The sequence below is a fragment of the Kitasatospora sp. NPDC001527 genome (assembly GCF_040298605.1).
Lineage (GTDB): Bacteria > Actinomycetota > Actinomycetes > Streptomycetales > Streptomycetaceae > Kitasatospora.
This window is the reverse complement of record NZ_JBEPAM010000001.1, coordinates 194,964-209,014: the sequence shown is the minus strand read 5'-3', so window position 1 is coordinate 209,014 and position 14,051 is coordinate 194,964. Positions and strand designations below refer to the sequence as shown.

Annotated in this window: 12 protein-coding genes, 1 tRNA gene and 1 pseudogene; 5 read left to right on the top strand and 9 right to left on the bottom strand. The window is 66.3% G+C overall.

Features of this window, described 5'->3' with window-relative positions; translation table 11 throughout:
• Nucleotides 1–11: 11 nt before the first annotated feature.
• The 8 genes from ABT238_RS00955 to ABT238_RS00920 form a co-directional block, all read right to left on the bottom strand.
• Nucleotides 12–1,919, bottom strand: coding sequence for a site-specific DNA-methyltransferase (locus tag ABT238_RS00955; protein ID WP_350755227.1), 1,908 nt, complete (start codon nucleotides 1,917–1,919; stop codon nucleotides 12–14).
• 76 nt (nucleotides 1,920–1,995) lie between these two features.
• Nucleotides 1,996–2,769, bottom strand: coding sequence for a DUF4391 domain-containing protein (locus ABT238_RS00950; RefSeq protein ID WP_350755115.1), 774 nt, complete (start codon nucleotides 2,767–2,769; stop codon nucleotides 1,996–1,998).
• A complete protein-coding gene (locus tag ABT238_RS00945; protein WP_350755113.1) occupies nucleotides 2,766–6,008 on the bottom strand; it encodes a helicase-related protein in 3,243 nt (1,080 codons plus the stop codon). The genes ABT238_RS00950 and ABT238_RS00945 overlap by 4 nt, the downstream gene beginning before the upstream one ends.
• Before the next feature lie 146 nt (nucleotides 6,009–6,154).
• A complete protein-coding gene (locus ABT238_RS00940; protein ID WP_350755111.1) occupies nucleotides 6,155–7,291 on the bottom strand; it encodes a hypothetical protein in 1,137 nt (378 codons plus the stop codon).
• Between the two features lie 9 nt (nucleotides 7,292–7,300).
• The gene (locus tag ABT238_RS00935; protein ID WP_350755109.1) at nucleotides 7,301–7,978 is read right to left on the bottom strand and encodes a histidine phosphatase family protein; all 678 of its coding nucleotides are present in this window, start codon (nucleotides 7,976–7,978) and stop codon (nucleotides 7,301–7,303) included.
• A 10-nt stretch (nucleotides 7,979–7,988) separates the two neighbouring features.
• Nucleotides 7,989–8,984: a nucleotidyltransferase domain-containing protein gene (locus tag ABT238_RS00930; protein WP_350755107.1), complete on the bottom strand. Its 996-nt coding sequence runs from the start codon at nucleotides 8,982–8,984 to the stop codon at nucleotides 7,989–7,991.
• 34 nt (nucleotides 8,985–9,018) lie between these two features.
• Complete coding sequence (locus ABT238_RS00925; protein WP_350755105.1) at nucleotides 9,019–9,921, bottom strand: phosphotransferase; 903 nt, start codon at nucleotides 9,919–9,921, stop codon at nucleotides 9,019–9,021.
• Complete coding sequence (locus tag ABT238_RS00920) at nucleotides 9,918–10,628, bottom strand: ATP-binding protein (protein ID WP_350755103.1); 711 nt, start codon at nucleotides 10,626–10,628, stop codon at nucleotides 9,918–9,920. Before ABT238_RS00920 ends, ABT238_RS00925 begins: the two co-directional genes overlap by 4 nt.
• 17 nt (nucleotides 10,629–10,645) lie before the next feature.
• On the opposite strand from ABT238_RS00920, the gene ABT238_RS00915 reads away from it, so the two are divergent.
• The 5 genes and pseudogenes from ABT238_RS00915 to ABT238_RS00895 form a co-directional block, all read left to right on the top strand.
• Complete coding sequence (locus ABT238_RS00915) at nucleotides 10,646–10,792, top strand: hypothetical protein (protein ID WP_350755101.1); 147 nt, start codon at nucleotides 10,646–10,648, stop codon at nucleotides 10,790–10,792.
• Nucleotides 10,793–11,160: 368 nt separating this feature from the next.
• A complete protein-coding gene (locus ABT238_RS00910; RefSeq protein ID WP_350755099.1) occupies nucleotides 11,161–12,435 on the top strand; it encodes a helix-turn-helix domain-containing protein in 1,275 nt (424 codons plus the stop codon).
• A complete protein-coding gene (locus ABT238_RS00905) occupies nucleotides 12,432–12,983 on the top strand; it encodes a flavoprotein (RefSeq protein WP_350755097.1) in 552 nt (183 codons plus the stop codon). Before ABT238_RS00910 ends, ABT238_RS00905 begins: the two co-directional genes overlap by 4 nt.
• A 3-nt stretch (nucleotides 12,984–12,986) precedes the next feature.
• Nucleotides 12,987–13,397 carry an NUDIX hydrolase gene (locus ABT238_RS00900; protein WP_350755095.1) on the top strand — a complete coding sequence of 137 codons (411 nt, stop codon included), beginning with the start codon at nucleotides 12,987–12,989 and terminating at the stop codon, nucleotides 13,395–13,397.
• A 26-nt stretch (nucleotides 13,398–13,423) separates the two neighbouring features.
• A pseudogene (locus ABT238_RS00895) lies at nucleotides 13,424–13,780 on the top strand (tyrosine-type recombinase/integrase); the annotation flags it as partial.
• A gap of 131 nt (nucleotides 13,781–13,911) precedes the next feature.
• Here ABT238_RS00895 and ABT238_RS00890 read toward each other — a convergent pair.
• A tRNA-Thr gene (locus tag ABT238_RS00890) sits at nucleotides 13,912–13,985 on the bottom strand.
• Between the last annotated feature and the right edge of the window lie 66 nt (nucleotides 13,986–14,051).

Genomic DNA, 14,051 nt, shown 5'->3' with positions numbered 1-14,051 from the left:
GGCTCCCAGTCTCACAGGCTCTTCACGATAAAGGGAGCATCGTGCTGTTCGAGGATCGCCACCAGATTCGCCTTGGCTACATCGTCCGCGAAGGCCACGTCCTTGAAGAAAACAGTCACGTCGGCCTCGGGCAGCAGCTCGTCACGCCAGTCGATGACGCCCTGGGCGATCTCTTCAGAGTTGTCCTTATTGATCGAACCGGTGGGAGGCAGGCAGGCGAAGAGCAGGCCACCACCAGTGGCGAACACGTGGACACCGCCGAACATGCGCGAGTCCACGACCGAAGCGAGGTCGAGCCCCTGGCTCAACAGCAGTTCGAAGAGCACATCCTGCTCCGTGCGGGCCTCACGGATGTTGTCAATGTGCTCAAACGCCTGCTGCTCGAAGTCCTGTCGGGAGGTGTCCCAGCGGACGACGTTACCTTCACCTAGTGAGAACGACCGGAAACCGGTATCCGCCTCACTCTGAGCGCCGGCCGCCGCCTCAACGGATGAACGCAAACGGGCTCGGGTGATGTCGGCGATCGTGGGGAAGTCCCTGAGACCGGTCGGCTCCGGAAGCTGAACGAGAATAAAGCGGCGATCGCCCATGCCTTCGGAGTTGGACCTCAGAACGGCGCTACCTGTTGATCCGGAGCCCGCAAAGAAGTCCATGACGATATCCCCCGGGTTGCTGCCGATACGGACCAGCAGACGCAGAAGATCCACCGGCTTGGGAGTGTCGAAGATGGACTTCCGCCCGAAAAGGACCTCCAATTCTCGCGCGGCATGCTGATTGAAAGGCATGTCGGGAAGAATTGACGGGGTCGTCATTCCATCCTTGGCCTCGGAGCGGTACAGCTTCCGCATAGGGGTGGTACCTGTACCATTGACTCCCCAATAGAGGCGCCCATCAGCCTGCAGCCTCTCCATTTCCTCCTGCGAGTGGCGCCAACAGGTCCCTTCGCGCGGGTACACCACGTCTCCGGTATACGGATTAGTGATGCCGTAGTGAAGCGAGGCAACGTCGCGCCCGCCCTTGGCATTGGCCGTTGTGTCAATCTTCCGGAAGGCCCCGCGCGGGTCCGGGCCGTTCGGCTCACGGAAAACCTTGTACTCACCATCCGCCTTGGCCGTACGCGGCATGAGATTGAAGCGCTCTTCAGCCAGAGTTCGAGTCGAATTCGACGCCAGTGCCTTTCCGTACACCAAGATATGGTCATGCACGGAGCCAACGGTCCGGTCGTTCGGAGCGCCGTCACGCTTCCGCCAGATCAGATCGATAATGAAGCAGTCGGAGCCGAAAATCTCATCGCAGATGAGTCGAAGATTGGCTACTTCAGTAGAATCGATGGAGATGAAAATCGCGCCGTCTTCGCTCATTAGCTGCCGGGCGAGGAAGAGCCGGGGGTACATCATGTCCAACCAAGCGCTGTGGTAGCGCCCGGAGGTCTCAGAGTTGCTGCTGAGACGGCCACCGTCCCGGCCGGTCTGACCAGTGAGCTCGAGGTAGTTCTGGATGCTCTCTTGGAAGCTGTCGGGGTAGATGAAGTCCTTGCCAGTGTTGTACGGCGGGTCAATGTAGATCAGCTTGACCTTGTTGGCGTAGCTCTTCTGCAGGAGCTTGAGGACCTCGAGGTTGTCGCCCTCGATCATGATGTTCTGGGTAGTGTCCCAGCCCACCGAATCTTCCAGGCGCGGCAGGAGGGTCGCCGTGCTTGGCTTGAGGGCGATGCGGCGGGCGTTACGCTTGCCGAACCAAGTCAGCCCGAACTTCTCGTCGCCTTCCTCGATAGCGTCGCCGAGCAGCTCTCGCAGCGCACCGAAGTCGACCTTGCCCTCCGTGAAGATAGACGGAAAGAGCTTGCGGAGTTGTTCGATGTTGTCCGCCACGAGGTCCTTGGAGTGAGTCTCCGGATCCCCTGTCTGGACCTTGTGCATCGCCACCCTGATCGTCCCCTGCTTCACTGCGGCACCGACCGGCTCGCCCGGTGTGCCCTCTGGCCTGACTCTACTGTCACTGCGCATTGCGCAAGATACCGTGCGCTGCGGACAGCTCGGTTCTCTTCGCCTTGATCCGGTCCTGTAGCTCGATCCTGCGAGAGATCTGCTTCTCCTTCTTGATCTGTACGAGCAGCTTGTTGATCTCTCCTTCGAGTCGGCTGCCTTCCGCCAGGGCAGTCAGCTGGGCCTGAGCCGCCTCCGAGCTACCGACAAGTGCAAACTCTCCGGTCGCCACAGCGACACGCAGGGCAACCGTACAGGCCAGCCAACCCTCGTAGACTGCTTGGAGGTCGCTCCGCGGCTGCCGGTCGAGCTGCAGCGCCCTCAGGAAAGCATCGCCGACCGGTGCGGGGACGTCCCCAAGCGATGCGGTCACAAGTGGGCCGTCGAGTACCACATCACCGTCCCGTGCGTATGACATGCGCTTGAGGGCGACCGATACCTGAGGCTCGGACTCCTGTTCGCTGACGAGGAGGATCGGGTACGGCACGACTCGATGGAGGAGTTCTTCCAGCCGCGTGAGCTTGGTTCCGGTTCGAGCCCGTAGGGTCATGACCTGGAGCTCGGGAACACGCAGACTGCCATCCTGGGCCGTGTGGGCAGGAATGCCAACTGCGTCGGGGCGGACCGCAGCGGCCCAGCGCAGGGTGTCGACGCCGTCCTGCAGCAACCGCCGGTCAGCAGCGCTGAAGTCGGAGTGCGCCTGCAACTGGGTCTTTGGTACCCGAACATCCACCGAACAGTCCGCAGGAAGCCGAAGTGCGTCAATCACGTCGTCTGGGGTCACCGCAGGGCTTCCCGGTCGTCGTGCGCCGCGGATGCGACGGGCCCGGCGTCGGCACGGGGCAAGACGGCGAGAAAGGTGAGCACTTCGAAATCATTGGTCCCGGCGAAGCCGCCTGCCGTGGCAGCCTCGGTACCGTCCAGGCTGAACAGGCTGGCGATCGCGCGCTCCTCCTCCTTACCCGTAATGGAGCGCACTGCGCTGGCAAGGGCCTTACGGGCTGCCCCCATGTCGGCACCGTGTCGGGTACGGGCGTCGAACACCGCGGTGAGCCGCGGATCAACTGAGCTCTGCCCGGCACTCACCCGGCGTACCCGGTCAAGAATGCGTTTGGCCTGGGTATGGCTGAGCCGCACCACGCCCTCCTCCCCAACGTGGACAAGGTAGTGCGGGGCGAGTGGGTCGCCGGCCTGCACCGCCCGATCGGCCGCCCGGCCTTCGGCACGCAGGCAGAAGATCAGGCCGGGCGTGACGTCACCATCGGTGTCCGTGACCGCGACCGCGTGGACCCCGAGCGGCTCGGCATCCAGCTCTCCCGGGTGCCGCTTGGCGTAGTCCGCGAGGTCGATACGCAGATCGGTGAGCGTGAGGTCGGTGATGGACACGCCGGTCGACAGGTCCTCAAGGTCGAGAACGGAGTCCTGGAGCTTGAGGAGTTGTGCGCGTCGATATGCGAGATCGTTCATCGGGTCTCCAGCACTGGTCTCGATGACGTTCTCTTCGCCGGTGGCGGAGATGTCGAGGAGCACCATGCGGCCCGTGACTCGCTGCTCGAGGCCGATGTATTCCTCCAGGTCCATCTGCGGCCAGAAGTTGACCAGCTGGATGCGGTTGTTGCGCGAGCCGAGACGGTCGATCCGGCCGAAGCGCTGGATGATTCGAACCGGGTTCCAGTGGATGTCGTAGTTAGCAAGCCAGTCGCAGTCCTGCAGATTCTGACCCTCGGAGATGCAGTCCGTGGCAATGAGCAGGTCGAGCTCGCCTTCTCCGGCTAGATCCTCCGGGCGCTGCTTCGAGCTCGGCGAGAACGCAGAGAGGATGCTGGGAAGGTCGCGGTGCAGCTTGAGGGTGGTGCGGTTACTCCCGCTTCCCGTTACCAGTCCGGCCTCGACCCTGAGTTCGTCCCGGGCCCATTCGGCAAGCTCTTCGTAGAGATAGGCGGCGGTGTCCGCAAAGGCGGTGAAGACCATGGCCTTGTGGTTGCCGAGATTGACCGGGTTGCGGACCTTATCCGCGATCAACCGCTTGAGATGGGCGAGCTTCGCATCACGCTCTGGGGTCACGTATTCGGCACGGCGCAGCATCGCGCTGAGACGCTCGCGGTCCTCCAGGAGGTCCTGACGCCAGCGGATCAGGTCCATGTCCGCGATGAGGACCTTGACCTTTCCGCCACCAATCTCCAACTCGTCCGAGCGCAGATCCTCGTGTTCCTCCTCATCGAGCAGGTCGGGCCGGTAGTAGATCTCGTGGCGGTCGATCGCACCCAACTGCGCGTCGATGCGCGCCAACTGCCGGCTGACCGTGAGCCGGAACGAGTGGATGGAGCTCTCCAGTCGCTTGAGGATGTTCACCCGCATGAGGTTGACCAGGCTCTGCTCCCGGTCGGCCTGTTGGAAGCTGCCCTTGCCGCTCTTGAGGCGAGTAGCGTACTTGTCCGCGTACTCGGCCCGCTTGTCCGGCCGCAGGTAGTGCATGGGCGAGTAGGCGGCCAGATTGAGCTTGCGGATTTGGTCGTTGAGCTCTCCGATGGCACCGAAGTCACCCCGCACGTCGATCTCCGACTTCACGTTGAGCGGTGCGAGGCGCTCGGGGAAGGATCCTGTCTCCGCCGTGCCGTAGTACTTCTCGATGTGCTTGCGCGAGCGGGCGATGGTCAGCAGATCGAGCAGTGCAAAGTAGTCGAAACCCAGCATGTCGACGAGCTCGGCTGGCGTGCGCTCCTCTGGGGCGAGTTCCTGCCAACGGTTGAACTGGCGCTGTGCAACTCGGGCTGTCTCGGCAATGCTGGCGATGCCGTACGGCGCCAAGGCTGCATCGTTGTTCTCGGTGGCGAAGGCGATCTGGTTACGGAGGTCCGCGAGCCGGTTGTTGACCGGGGTCGCCGAGAGCATCAGGACGCGGGTCTTCACACCTTCCTGAATGATCCGTCGCATCAGGCGGTCGTAGCGCGTTTCGCCGTCCTGCTTTGGGGAGTTGGCGTTGCGGAAGTTATGTGACTCGTCGATGACGACCAGGTCGTAGTTGCCCCAGTTGACGTGCGCGAGGTCGATGTCAGCGGACTTACCGGACTCGCGGGACAGGTCGGTGTGGTTGAGCACGTCATAATTGAAGCGGTCTGCGGCGAGGAGGTTACGGCGGTCGTTCGCCGTGTACATCGTCCAGTTGTCGCGCAGCCGCTTCGGACAGAGCACCAGCACTCGATCGTTGCGCAGCTCGTGGTACTTGATCACGGCGAGCGCCTCGAAGGTCTTCCCGAGGCCGACACTATCCGCGATGATGCAGCCGCCGTAGCGGTTCAGCTTGTCGATCGCACCGATGACACCGTCGCGCTGAAACTTGTAGAGCTTCCCCCACACCACGGTGTCACGAATGCCGGTCTTCGCATCGATGACTTCGTCCTCGTCCAACTCCCCACCGGTAGCGCTGAACAGGTGGTGGAGCATGAGGTGGTAGATGCGCTCGGGGTCGCGGTAGCGCCCGAGAGCGCGCATCTGCTCCAGTAGCGTGCCGGCCCCCAGCGAGGCGGGTGTGCTCTCCCACATCGCCTCGAACAGAGCGGAAGCGAGAGCTGTCGCCTCGGTCTCGTTCTCGGAGCGCACGATCGACGTGTACGGGTTGCCAGGGGCCAAGCCGAGACCGGCACGATCCAAGCCAAAGGAGCCCTGGGCGAGCGAGGTAACTTCACCGGAGGCTTCTCGGGTGACCAGCACCCCTTGGGGAATGGCATGAAACGCCGCATGACGTACCTCGGCCCGCCGAGCCAGCCACTCCGCGCACGATGCGGCAAGGTATCGGGTCGACAGACGGTTACGAGCGGCCCGGTCGTGCTCGCCACCGAGCAGCTGCAGATCAGCGCCCACGCTCGGCAGGAGGAGTCGAGCCTGCTGCAGCTTTGCCAGCTCGTCGCGGAGCTCTTCGAACGCGTACACGGAGAAGGTCGGCGAGGCAAGATCCATTGCACCGCCCGGCTGCAGACTAGGCCGCACCGCATCAATCAGCCGGTCGCCACCCCTGTTACTCACGGCCTTCAATGCGCTCCCCCACTAAGCCTCTGCGTGTATCAGTCCGACAAGCGCGCCCTATGACGCCGAGCCTAGTGCAGGCTCCTGACGCCGCGTGTGCACATGAGTTGGACGCTCGAGGGTGGCGGGCACGTCGGAGCTGCGTGTCAGTTTTCCGCAGGGGCGACCGAGGCTGTCATGCCGGCAGCCATCACGCTGGCCAGCGCCTGCTTGCTCGTGATCCACTCCGTGTCGCCGGTCGAGACCGAGTGCTGTACGGCTTCAAAGACCGCTCCGCCGGGGGCAACAGGCTTGACCAGGTGTGCTCGCATGTACTGCTCGAAGAGCGCGGGCAGCTGGTCCGGCCGGGTTCCGGTCTTGGCCCGCAGGGAGAAGACCGGAAGGAACCACTCTTCGAAGCCGTCCTTGATCACCTGGGTGGTGCGGTACGCCTCATGCAGCGGTTGCAGGCTTGCCGTGTGGTCGTAGGGGAGGTGACCGTGCAGGGCGTACTGAAGCCGAGTGCCGCCGTGTTGGCGGAAGTGCTGGCCATGGGCGGCAATGTGGTTGGCCGCGTTCTCGGTGATGGTCATGACAGCCGTGTCCGCTCCGTGCCGACGGGCAGCGGCGAGGACGGTGGCGTGGATGCCGACGCGCGGGTCGAGGACGAGGCCGTTGAGGCTGAGGGGCGAGAGGTCGATGCCGTGGTCGCGGGTTCGGGAGAGGATCAGCCGCTCGGCGACATTGCTAGCAGTGTGCTGGAGGTGCTTGGGCTGCTGGCGGTGGCTGGCGTGGATGTCCGAGCGGTCGAGGACTGGGCGGTCCTTCGCGAGTTCGGCGACGAGGTGGAGGCCGGTGCGTTCCCGGGTGTCGGTGCTGCCGCAGGCGTTGCAGGGGTGGCCGCCGGTACCGGTCATGTGGCCGCAGGCCCGGCAGGCGGGGACGGTCTCGCGGCTGATGGTGAGGGTGCCGGCGCGGAGGTTGTTCTCGATCATCTCCAGCGCGACGCTGGCGACTTCGACGTCGGTGTCGGTCATGATGCCACCCACCGGGGACTGCCCGGGCGGGTACTTACCGGCTATCAGGTCGGCCTCGAAGCGCTGGCGGGGGATCTTCGGGCCGTCGGCCTCGCGGTGACGGAGGTCTCCGGCGAGGGTGACGGTGTTCCACAGGTGGGGTGCGGGCGGTAAGCCGAGGATGGCGTTGAGGGCTGCGGCGAGGCGGATGCCGACGGCCTTGCCGGGGCGGGTGTCGAAGGTGAAGGGGCCGTTCTGGACGGGCCCGTTGAGGAACAGGTGCCGCACGGGATCCTCCTAGATCGGCGGGGTGGTGGTTCCTGTCCGGGTGAACCGGCCGTCGTGCAGCTCGTAGTGGAGGGTCGCGGCGTTGGGCATCTTGCCCTTCCGCTCCTCGGCGAGGATCTCGGTCAAGGTGCAGGATTCGAGCAGGGATCGAAGGGCCACCGCAGCGGTCTGGTGAGTGAAGGCGACAACGGTGCGCGATTCCTGGAGTTCGGCCTGGGCGAGGGCGGCGAACTCGGCGGCCCGCTTGAGCACGCCCTCGGCGAGCGACTCGCCGCCACCTGGCGCGGTCCAGACGTGCTTGCGCAGGCGGCGGTCCTCGGCGAGTGCGGGGTAGCTCTCGTACAGCTCGCGCTTGGTCATGTAGGTGGCGTCGCCGTAGTGCTGCTCGTCCAGGAGCGCGGTCTGCTGGGGCCAGCCATCGGGGAGGGCCGGCAGGGCGATCGCGGCGGTGTCGATCGCCCTGCGGTAGGTCGAGGTGTAGACGTGCAGCAGCTCGGAGCCCGCGAGCTGCGGGAGGACCTCGGCGAGCCACTGGGCCTGCCGGAAGCCGCGCGGGGTCAGGCCGACGATGGTGCGGGAGATGGCATGGGCGGCGGCTCCGCTGTAGGGGCGGGGGTCCTGGTAGAAGCCGTTGTACTTGTCGGCGTTCTCGACGGACTCGGCATGCCGGATGACGAGCAGGGTCACGGTGCGGGTCCTATCCGGCGAGGTTGGCGACGTAGGAGCCGCTGACGGTCCAGGGGGTGAGTTCGATGCCGAAGCCGCTGTGTTCGCCGTCCTGGGTGTGGACGAGCTTGCCGGCCAGGTGCACGGTGTCGCCGGATCGGAACGCTCCGGTGTAGGCGCCGAGGTAGGAGCGCATGTGGGTGATCCGGCGGGCGAAGGAGTCGGCCTCGTCGATGGTCGAGCTGAGGATGGTCTTGACCTTGATCCCGTAGACGGCCGGAGTGGTGACGCCCTCGGCGTGGTCAGTGATCTTGGCGAGGAGGGAGATCTCGCCGATCTCCTTGGAGGAGATCCGGGCGAAGGTCTTGTCGCGGTCGGAGCGGATGGGTTCGCAGTTGATGTGCGCGCCGGCGTTGGCGGTGAGTCCTTGGAGCTTGCGGCGTTCCTGCTTGATGAGGGCGTCGAAGGAGCTGCCCTCCATGTACTTGGCCCGGCGGATGTACAGCCGGGTGAGATCGTCTCCGTCGTACGGCCGGATCAGCTCGGTCTGCTGGAAGAGCTCCTGTGCGGCCTGGTAGCCCTCGGGCCCGTAGCAGACGAGGTCGATGTCGGAGCGCTCGTTGAAGCAGCCGACGAGGAAGGAGCCGGTGACGCCGATCAGGCTCTGGGCGTCGTTCGCGGTGATCCACTCGGTGATCGCCAGGAGGTCCTTGCCGGCCGGGTTGTCGGCGACCGCGCCGGGGGCATCGTGGATGGCGGCGAGGGCCTGGCGGCAGGAGTAGTGGACGGCCACGTCCTCGCGCGGGATGCCGGTGATGACGCAGCCGAGGGTGTCGGAGTAGACGTAGCACTCCGGCCTGCCGGCGAGGATGCCGAAGGACTTCGACACGACGCTGTTCTGCCGGTAGGTCCGGTCGAAGAGCCGCCGGTCGCCCTTCTCGTCCGGGTGGTACTTGACGTAGCCGAGGTAGTGGCTGCCGGGGTGGCTGTCGCCGATGACCTTGAAGACGACTCCGTGGTGGTCCATCAGGTAGTCGCGGTCACGAACGGTGGGAACCGGCCTACCGGTGTTCAGCGGTGAACCGTTCCAGAGTGGGGAAGGTGCCAGTGTCGATCGTGTTGGACGACTCATACTGATCAAGTCCCATCGTGAAGAGGGTGCGGCGGTACTGCCACTTGATGTGCTTGTCGTGCCGTGTGGGGTCGGTGGGCCGCATGAGGGCGAGGAAGAAGAAGCACTTGACGAGCAGGAAGTCGCCCAAGTGCTCGCTCACCCGCTGCCCGATCAGGGATGCGGTGGTCTCGTCGAGCGCTGCGGTGTAGGCGGTGCGCTGTTCCGGGGTGATGCTGTAGCCCTTGCCGCCGCCCTTGAAGGCCACGATGTCGAGCGCGGGGTAGACGTCGTAGCCGAGCGGGACCGGTCCGTGGTGCTGCCAGTCGATGACGCCGGCTTGAAGGACGTTGGGCAGGCCGTAGTCGAGATGCCCGTGCACCATCGGGAGCTGGGCCAGCCGGTCGAGGGCGTGCTTGACCGCTTCGTGGACGCGCGGGGTGTCGAAGTCCGGGTTCTCCTCGAAGACCTCTGCCGCGAAGGCCGCCTTCTCGAACCACGGCGTGGCGGGGAGGGGGTGCCTCGCCTGGGCCTGCAGGAGCTTCGATGCGACGGCCGCCGCCGTGCTGATCACCTGGTAGCTGACCTGACCGTCCTGCCTGGCGTCGGCCAGCGCCTCCTCGTGAAGCGAGCTGTCGCCGATGGCGCGCTCGATGACGAAGTAGGTCTCGTTCTCTGAGCCGCTGTCGACGATCTCCGGCACCGGGTAACCAAGGCCGGCGGCCAGCTGCTGGAACTCGGTCTCAATCCGCAGATCCTCACCGCCGGTCCGCTTGTAGAGCAGGCCGTCGGTGGACCTCCACACCGCGCCCTGCGTGGCCGTTCTGTCCTTCACGAACTCCCAGTCACTCATCCATCCATCCTTCCGTAGGGCAGAGTTCGGGTGGAGCACGGCTGCTCCGCGCGAGTCGGACGGGGTGGGGCCAGCCGCTCCCGGGGGAAAGAGCGACTGGCCCCCGTCACCGCCCGGCCGGTGCGCCTGGACCAGCACGGGCGGAGTCGATAGGCGCGCGGCGGGTGGTGCTGCGAGAACCACCTGTACGCGCGAGTGCTGAGCCAGGTGGGCGCGTGGGGACGGGGCCTGGGACGGTCGGTGCGGACCAGGGCGGCCATGAGTGCCGCCCTTCGGGCCGAGCGGGGCTGCTCGGGTACCGCGACAGCGGGCACCGCCAGTTCGGCCCAGACCTTCTTGCCATGGGTCGTCGGCTCCGCGCCCCAGATCTCCGACAGACCCTCGATCAGCAGCATGCCTCGACCGGTGGTCAGTTCGTCGTTGCCGAAGTTCGCGGCCCCGGTGGGCATCTGGCGCGACGGATCGTAGACCTCGATCACCACCCGGTCGCCGTCCGGAGAGAGGTAGATGCCGACCAGCAGTCTTCCTGGCGCGTGGATGACCGCGTTGGCGAGCAGCTCGTCGGCGACCAGCGCGATATCGCCCAGCGAGGTCGGGTCGATCCCCCACGAGCGGGCGACTCGGACGACGGCGTCCCGGGCCGGCGGGACGTGGTCGCGCCTGGTGCCGATGAACGAGATACGTCGGGCGTGAGTGGAGGCGATCACTGGTCACCATCGCAGGCTTGGACCGCCTCGACAACGCTGTTGCACGGCCAGGGGCCGCAGCCGTCGTTGCACCGGCCGTCCTCGAACTGGTGGCGGTCGAGGACCTCTCGGGCGTGAGTGCTGGCGGTGGCGAGGCGCTCGCGACGCTCAGCGGCGCGATCTGAGGCGCTCGCGGTTGTGTTCGACCCCCGGCTGTCCTCCAAAGCGACAGGAACGGCCACCGCGTCCGCGTCCCGTTGGTGCGTAGTGCCGCCTCTCTGTGCGTCCGAGCGGAGGGTCATCGGCGCTTCTCCTTGGCCCCTGGGTAGAGCTGCGCATGCGAGAGACCGCAGTGGGCCTCGGCCATGCGAAAGCGGGGAACGGCAAGCTGCAAGGGTGGTCGAGCTGCTGACGACCAGACAACTCCATCTCGATGCACCACGGTTAGGGAATGAGCGCCGCGTGCGTGATCCGTGCAGATCGTGCATGACGGGTTGTCCTGGTGCGACTACGCTCGGCTCGCCAGGCAGGATCAGCATTGGCAGGAGAAGCCATGTCGCGGACGGCCAAAGGACACTCCGCTGCGGGTGGGATCGGAGAGGTGATCCGCCGCGCGCGAGTGTTGAGCGGCCGGTCGCAGGCGGACGTGGCCACCGAACTGGGCTACCACCAGTCGAAGATCAGTCGGCTGGAGAGCGGCAAGGGGACGCAGGACATCGACGTCCTGCGCGCTGTCGCAGCCGTGCTCGACATCCCACTGGGAAGCCTCGGCCTGTCCTCCCATACCAGTGCGGACAGCAGGACGGACGACATGCACCGTCGCAATTTCCTGACCGCGAGCGTCGCCGCGCTCGCGACCCCGACGCCCCGTCCCCGCGTGGGGATAGAGCTGGTCCAGGCGCTGCTGCCTGGACCTGTTCCAGCCGAGCACGCGCCACAACCCCAGGCCGCACTCGCGGCCCGGCTCTCCCAGGCCCGGAGGCTCTTCTACACCTGCCGGTACGCCGAACTCGAAGGCGCGCTGCCGTCGCTGATCGCCGACCTTCGCCAGGCCCAGGATGCCTCCCACGGCGGCGATCAGGTCCTGTCCGGCCTTCTCGCGACGGCGTACCAGACCGCGGTCAGCCTGCTGCTCAAGCTCGGCGACCACGGCAACGCCTGGCTGGCGGTCGGCCGTGCCATGGCCGCGGCCGAACGGAGCGCCGACCCCGTCGTGATGGCCTCCAGCGTCCGCGTCCAGGCGCACGTCCTCGCGCGCGACCGGCACACCGCGCCCGCCGTCACCCTCATCCGGCACACCGCCGACCAGCTCTCCGGCAGCTACGACCGGCGCCCACCCGAGTACCTCGCCGCGCTGGGGCTCATGCTCCTTCGCGGGGTGACGGCCGCAAGCGCCGGCGGCGACCGTGCCACGACCGCCGAGTTCCTCGCCGAGGCCCAGGAGGTCGCGCGCTACGTCGACCTCGACAGCCCCGAAGCCTGGGCAAACTTCAGTCCGACCAACGTCGCGCTCCACTCGGTGAGCGCCTCGGTCGTCCTGGGCGACGCCGGAGCGGCGCTGGAAGCCGCCCAGCCGCTGATGCGCAGGCGCATCCCGGTCCCCGAACGCCGGGCGGCACTGTGGGTGGAGGCTGCACGGGCCTACAGCCAGCAGGGCAGACTGGCCGAGGGATACAAAGCGCTCAGGATCGCGGAGAGCTGTGCCTCGGAGGACATCCGCCGACGGCCCAGCGTGCTCGAGCTGGCCGGTGACATGGCCGCTCGCGACCGGCGCGGCGCCGTCCCGGAGCTTCGCCGTTTCTGCCAGGAGTTGGGAGTCCAGGTTTGATTGAGCACCGCGAGCCGTTCCTCTACGTCGTCGTCTGCGCGTCGGGCATCGCCGACGGAGTGGGCGAACTGATCACCGCTGCCCATGCCGAGGGCTGGGGAGTCGGCGTGATCGCGACCCCGAGCGGACTCGGGTTCATAGACCAGGAGGCCGTCGAAGCCCAGACCGGCTACCCGATCCGCTCCGCCTGGCGCACGCCGAGCATCCCCCAGCCGCTGCCCCCGGCCGACGCGATCGCCGTCGCCCCGGCCACGTTCAACACCATCAACAAGTGGGCCGCCGGCATCTCCGACACCCTCGCGCTCGGCATCCTCTGCGAGGCGTACGGCCTCGGCATCCCCGTGGCCGTCCAGCCCTACGTCAACTCCGCCCAGGCCGCGCACCCCGCGTACGCGGAGAGCCTGGCCCGGCTCCGGTCGATGGGCGTCCTGCTCGGCGACTACGTCCCCCACAAGCCCAAGGCCGGCGGAGGCCGCGACAAGTACAACTGGACCCACGTCCTCGACCTGCTCCGCCCCGTGGCGGCCTCAGCGACGGAGAGGGATTAGCCGATGCACCCGGCTTCAGACGGACGGCCAGGTATCGCTGCCGCGATCGTGATCCGAGAGGGTCGGGTGCTGATGGTCCGGCGCCGGGTCAGCGAGGGCCAGCTCTCGTGGCAGTTCCCGGCAGGCAAGATCGAGCCCGGCGAGTCTCCCGAGCAAGCGGCTGTCCGCGAGACCGCGGAGGAGACGGGGCTGAACGTGGCCGCCATCAAGGTCCTCGGCGAGCGCGTCCACCCAGAGACCGGCCGATGGATGTCGTACACGGTCTGCGAGATCGTCAGCGGCACCGCTGCCGTCGGTGACCCACGAGAACTGGACGCATTGGCGTGGGTGGCGCTTGCAGAGATCCCCGAATACGTCCCGTACGGGATCTTCGAGCCAGTGCAGGCATACCTGGATATCGCCCTCAAAGGCTGAGTGAACAGCTGTGAGCGAGCAGCAACTGGGGGCCGGCCTGGAACGACACCGGCCGGGTCTTCGCCAACGAGGACGGTTCCTGGCTCCACCCTGGCAAGGTCACCGGGATGTTCGAGCGCCTCGTGGCCGCGTCCGGCCAGCCGCCGATCCGCCTGCACGACCTCCGCCACGGCGCGGCCACCCTCGCTCTCGCCGGCGGGGTCGATATGAAGATGGTGTCCGAGATGCTCGGCCACTCCTCCATCAAGATCACTTCGAACATCTACACCAGCGTCCCGCCCGAGATCGCCAGGGACGCCGCCGAGGCTGCCGCGAAGCTCGTCCCACTCCAGCGGAAGGCCGCGGAGAAGGCGAAGTCCAAGACCAAGAAGACCAAGGACTAGACCAAGATCAACACCCGCGCTCACGCATCGCTCACGCAAGCCATCTTGTAGCGCGTCGCCGACACCTGCCCGCACGCCAAGAAAAGGCAAAAGCCCCAGGTCACGGCGAGTGAGTCCTGGGGCTTCTACTGAGCCGCCTGCGGGATTCGAACCCGCGACCTACGCATTACGAGTGCGTTGCTCTGGCCAACTGAGCTAAGGCGGCGCCGTTGCCGGAAGTCCTGGCAACGCGGGCCAGTCTACACAGGTTCGCGGGTGATCCGTAACGGGA